The organism is Inquilinus sp. (genome assembly GCF_057815775.1).
In genome coordinates this window covers 1-4,299 of the sequence record NZ_JBYRFX010001034.1, presented here as the reverse complement: position 1 = coordinate 4,299, position 4,299 = coordinate 1, and the positions used below count along the sequence as shown (strand labels likewise).

General features: G+C 69.1%; 4 protein-coding genes. All 4 read left to right on the top strand.

The window, feature by feature from the left end; all coding sequences use genetic code 11:
• The coding region (locus tag AC3XYG_RS36800; RefSeq protein WP_489144862.1) for a hydroxypyruvate isomerase family protein at nucleotides 1–661 on the top strand (661 nt) is incomplete at its 5' end.
• Nucleotides 658–1,566: a 2-hydroxy-3-oxopropionate reductase gene (locus AC3XYG_RS36795; RefSeq protein WP_489144861.1), complete on the top strand. Its 909-nt coding sequence runs from the start codon at nucleotides 658–660 to the stop codon at nucleotides 1,564–1,566. The genes AC3XYG_RS36800 and AC3XYG_RS36795, both read left to right, overlap by 4 nt.
• A gap of 192 nt (nucleotides 1,567–1,758) precedes the next feature.
• On the top strand, nucleotides 1,759–3,099 hold the full coding sequence (locus AC3XYG_RS36790) for an 8-oxoguanine deaminase (protein ID WP_489144860.1): 1,341 nt from the start codon (nucleotides 1,759–1,761) through the stop codon (nucleotides 3,097–3,099).
• Between the two features lie 81 nt (nucleotides 3,100–3,180).
• The coding region (locus AC3XYG_RS36785) for a Rieske 2Fe-2S domain-containing protein (RefSeq protein WP_489144859.1) at nucleotides 3,181–4,299 on the top strand (1,119 nt) is incomplete at its 3' end.

Here is a 4,299-nt window from a genome sequence, read left to right as displayed (position 1 = left end):
AATCGCCACCGCCCTCAAGCGCGCCGGCATCGTCCAGGCGCTGTTTAACCTGCCCGCTGGCAACTGGGCGGCAGGCGAGCGCGGTATCGGCTGCTTGCCGGACCGCGTGGACGAATTCCGCCGTGGCGTCGACACCGCCATCGACTATGCCAAGGCGCTCGACTGCAAAACCGTCAATTGCCTCGCGGGACTCGCCCCCACCGGCGCTGATACCGCAGCGCTCGACCGCACCCTGATCGACAACCTCAATTATGCCGCACCACGCCTCGCCGATGCCGGCATCGATCTGGTCATCGAGCCGATCAACCGGCGCGACATGCCGACCTTTCATCTGTCCACCACCGACCACGCCGAAGCCATTATGGCTGAGGTGACGGCGCCTAATCTCAAGATTCAGTACGATTTTTACCACATGCAGATCATGCAGGGCGATCTGGTCCCCACTTTCGAGCGCCTGCAGCATCGCATCGGCCACGTCCAGATCGCCGATAATCCCGGCCGCAACGAGCCCGGCACGGGCGAGATCAACTATCCCTACATCTTCTCCGCTCTCGATCGGCTCGGTTACGCGGGCTGGGTGGGTTGCGAATACAAGCCCGGCGCCGGCACTTCCGAGGGCCTTGGCTGGATGAAACCCTATCGCGAGGAGAGCAGATCATGAAAATCGGTTTCATCGGACTGGGCGTCATGGGGCGCCCAATGGCCGGCCACCTGATCGCCGCCGGCCACAGCCTGGTGCTGCATGACATCACCGGCGTGCCGGAGGAGCTGGTGGCCAAGGGCGCCACCGCCGTGTCCTCCGCCGCCGAGGCCGCCCGCCGCGCCGACATCGTCATCACCATGGTGCCCGACACGCCGCATGTGGAGGCGGCACTGTTCGGCCCCGCCGGCGTCGCAGAAGGCCTGTCGCCGGGCAAGGTGGTGGTCGATATGAGCTCGATCTCGCCGATCGCGACCAAGGGCTTCGCCGAAAGGATCAACGCCCTGGGCTGCGACTATCTCGATGCTCCTGTCTCAGGCGGCGAGGTCGGCGCCAAGGCCGCCAGCCTGACCATCATGATCGGCGGACCGCAGGCCGCCTTCGACCGGGTGAAGCCGCTGTTCGAGGCGATGGGCAAGAACGTCACCCTGGTCGGCGGCAATGGTGACGGCCAGACGACCAAGGTGGCCAACCAGATCATCGTCGCCCTGACCATCGAGGCGGTGGCCGAGGCGCTGCTGTTCGCGGCCAAGGCCGGCGCCGACCCGGCCCGGGTGCGCCAGGCGCTGATGGGCGGTTTCGCAGCGTCGCGCATCCTCGAGGTGCATGGCGAGCGCATGATCCAGCGCAACTTCGCGCCGGGCTTCCGCATCGCCCTGCACCAGAAGGACCTGGCCCTGGCGCTGGACGGCGCCAAGGCGCTGGGCGTGCCGCTGCCGAACACCGCGGCGACGCAACAGTTGCTGCACGCGGCCGTTGCCCAGGGAGGAGCCGCCTGGGACCATTCCGCCATCCTCAAGGTGCTGGAGCGCCAGGCCGACTTCGAGATCGCCGGCCCCGCGGACGAACGGCAGGATGCGGCGTAACCTCCCTCTTCGTCATTGCGAGCGTAGCGAAGCAATCCATGGCGCCGCCTGGCATGGATTGCTTCGTCGGCTTCGCCTCCTCGCAATGACGAGGGAGGGTGCGTCCCTGTTTGAAGCACTTTCAAATCCGCCGCCTCTGTCGTCTCCACCGCCCGGTGCTAGGCTTGCCGCCGACAGGACCGGAGGCGTGCGATGCGGCTGTGGATCAGGGACCCGCTGGCGATCCTGGCGGATGGGGCCGAGCGCGGCGTGGTGGTCGAGGACGGCCGCATCGCCGAGCTGGTGCCGGCGGGGCGTGAGCCCGCGGCGCCGGTCGACAGCGTGTTCGACGCCGGCGCTCATGTCGTGCTGCCCGGGCTGATCAACACCCATCATCATTTCTACCAGACCCTGACCCGCGCCTTGCCGGCGGCGCTGGACCGCGAGCTGTTCCCCTGGCTGCAGGCGCTATATCCGGTCTGGGCCCGGCTGGACCCGGAGGCGCTGCGCAGCGCCGTCACCGTGGCGATGGCGGAGCTGCTGCTGTCCGGCTGCACCACCACCTCGGACCATCACTACGTCTTCCCGGACGGGCTGGAGCACGCCATCGACATCGAGGTCGAGGTGGCCCGGTCGCTCGGCCTCCGCGCCATGCTGACCCGCGGTTCGATGAACCTGTCGGTGCGCGACGGCGGCCTGCCGCCCGACAGTGTGGTGCAGGACGAGGATGAAATCCTGGCCGACAGCGAGCGGCTGATCGCGGCGCATCACCAGCCCGGCGACGGCGCCATGGTCCAGATCGCGCTGGCCCCCTGCTCGCCCTTCTCGGTCACCGGATCGTTGATGCGGCGCACGGCCGAGCTGGCGGCGCGGCATGACGTCCGGCTGCACACCCACCTGGCCGAGACCGAGGACGAGAACCGCTTCTGCGTCGAAAAATTCGGCTGCCGGCCGCTGGACTACCTGGAGGATTGCGGCTGGCTGGGCCCGCGCACATGGCTGGCGCATGGCATCCATTTCGACCCGTCCGAGATCGCCCGCCTGGCCCGGGCCGGCACGGCGGTGACGCATTGCCCCTGCTCGAACCAGGTGCTGGGCTCCGGCCATTGCCCGGTGCATGGCATGGAACAGGCGGGCATGAACGTTGGTCTCGGCGTCGACGGCTCCGCCTCCAATGACGGCTCGAACCTGATGCAGGAGGTGCGCGCCGCCTTCCTGCTGCAGCGGCACCATTACGGCGTCACGAAGGTCAGCCATCGCGACGCGCTGCGCTGGGCCACCGCCGGCTCGGCCGCCTGCCTGGGCCGGCCGGATCTCGGCACCATCGCGCCGGGCCAGCAGGCCGATTTGGCTCTGTTCGCGCTGGACGAGCTACGCTTCGCCGGCCATGGCGACCCGCTGGCGGCGCTGGTGCTGTGCGGCGCCCACCGGGCCGATTACGTCATGGTCGGCGGCGCCTGGCGGGTGCGGCAGGGCACCATTCCCGGCCTCGACCTGCCCGCTTTGATCCGCAGCCACCAAGCCCTGGCGGCGCGGATGCAGGCCTCGTTCTGACTCCACCCGCTTGCCAAACAGCCATTCGATTCACTAAAATGCTCATTCAATAAGGATCGAACGGCCAGTCGGGAGGCGGGGATGGATGACGTCCTGGAAAGCCGGGTCCGGGCACGGCTGCCGCAGGATGCGCGGCGCGAACAGCTGATCGAGGCCGCGATCACCGCGATCGCCGAACATGGCCTGTCCAACGTCACGCTCAGCAAGGTGGCCAGCCTGGCCGGCCTGACCGCCGGCATGGTCAATTTCCACTTCAAGTCGAAGCAGGAGCTGCTGCAGGCGACGCTGTCGCGCATGGCCGAGACCTATCGCACCCTGTGCGAAAGCGCGGTGGCGACGGCCGGCCGGGCGCCGGAGGCGGCGCTGATGGCGCTGATCCGCGCCAGCTTCGACCCGCAGGTGGCGAGCCTGGAGCGGCTGGCGGTCTGGTACGCCTTCTGGGGCGAAAGCCGGGCGCGCGACGACTACATGGCGATCGTCGGCACCTCCGACCGCGCCTTCTACGATTCGGTGCATGCGCTGATGGCGGAGCTGGCGGAGCGCGCCGGCGCGCGGATCGAGCTGCGCGCCGCGGCGCTGGGCCTGTGCGGGCTGGTCGACGCCCTGTCGCAGGAGGCGCTGGTGCAGCACGAGGCCTTCGACTGGGACGACGCAGTCGACACCTGCCGCCGCTATCTCGCCAACCTGTTCCCGGCGGAGTTCGCGGCCCCGGCCCGGCTGCGCCTGGTCGCCGAGGCGGAGGCGCCGGCGCCGGCGGCGCCGTCCCTGCCCGCCACCTTGCCCGGCTGGACCTATGCCGATGCCGATTTCCACGCCGCCGAGCGCGAGCGCATCCACCGGCCGGCCTGGCACCTCGTCGCGCATGTCTCGGAGCTGCCGAACCCCGGCGACTACGTCACCTTCGAGGCGCTGGGCGAGCGCGCCTTCGTCATCCGCGGCGAGGATGGCGGCATCCGCGCCTTCCACAATGTCTGCCGCCACCGCGCCCATGCCGTGCTGGAAGGCCGCGACGGCCATTGCAGCGGCCTGATCCGCTGCCCCTACCACGCCTGGTGCTATGCCTGGGACGGACGCTTGCGCGCCGTCGCGGCGGCCAAGACCTTCCCCGATATCGAGACATCGGGCCTGGGCCTGGTGCCGCTGGAGAGCGAGGTGTTTTCCGGCTTCGTCTTCCTGCGCTTCGAAGGTGGCGGCCCATCC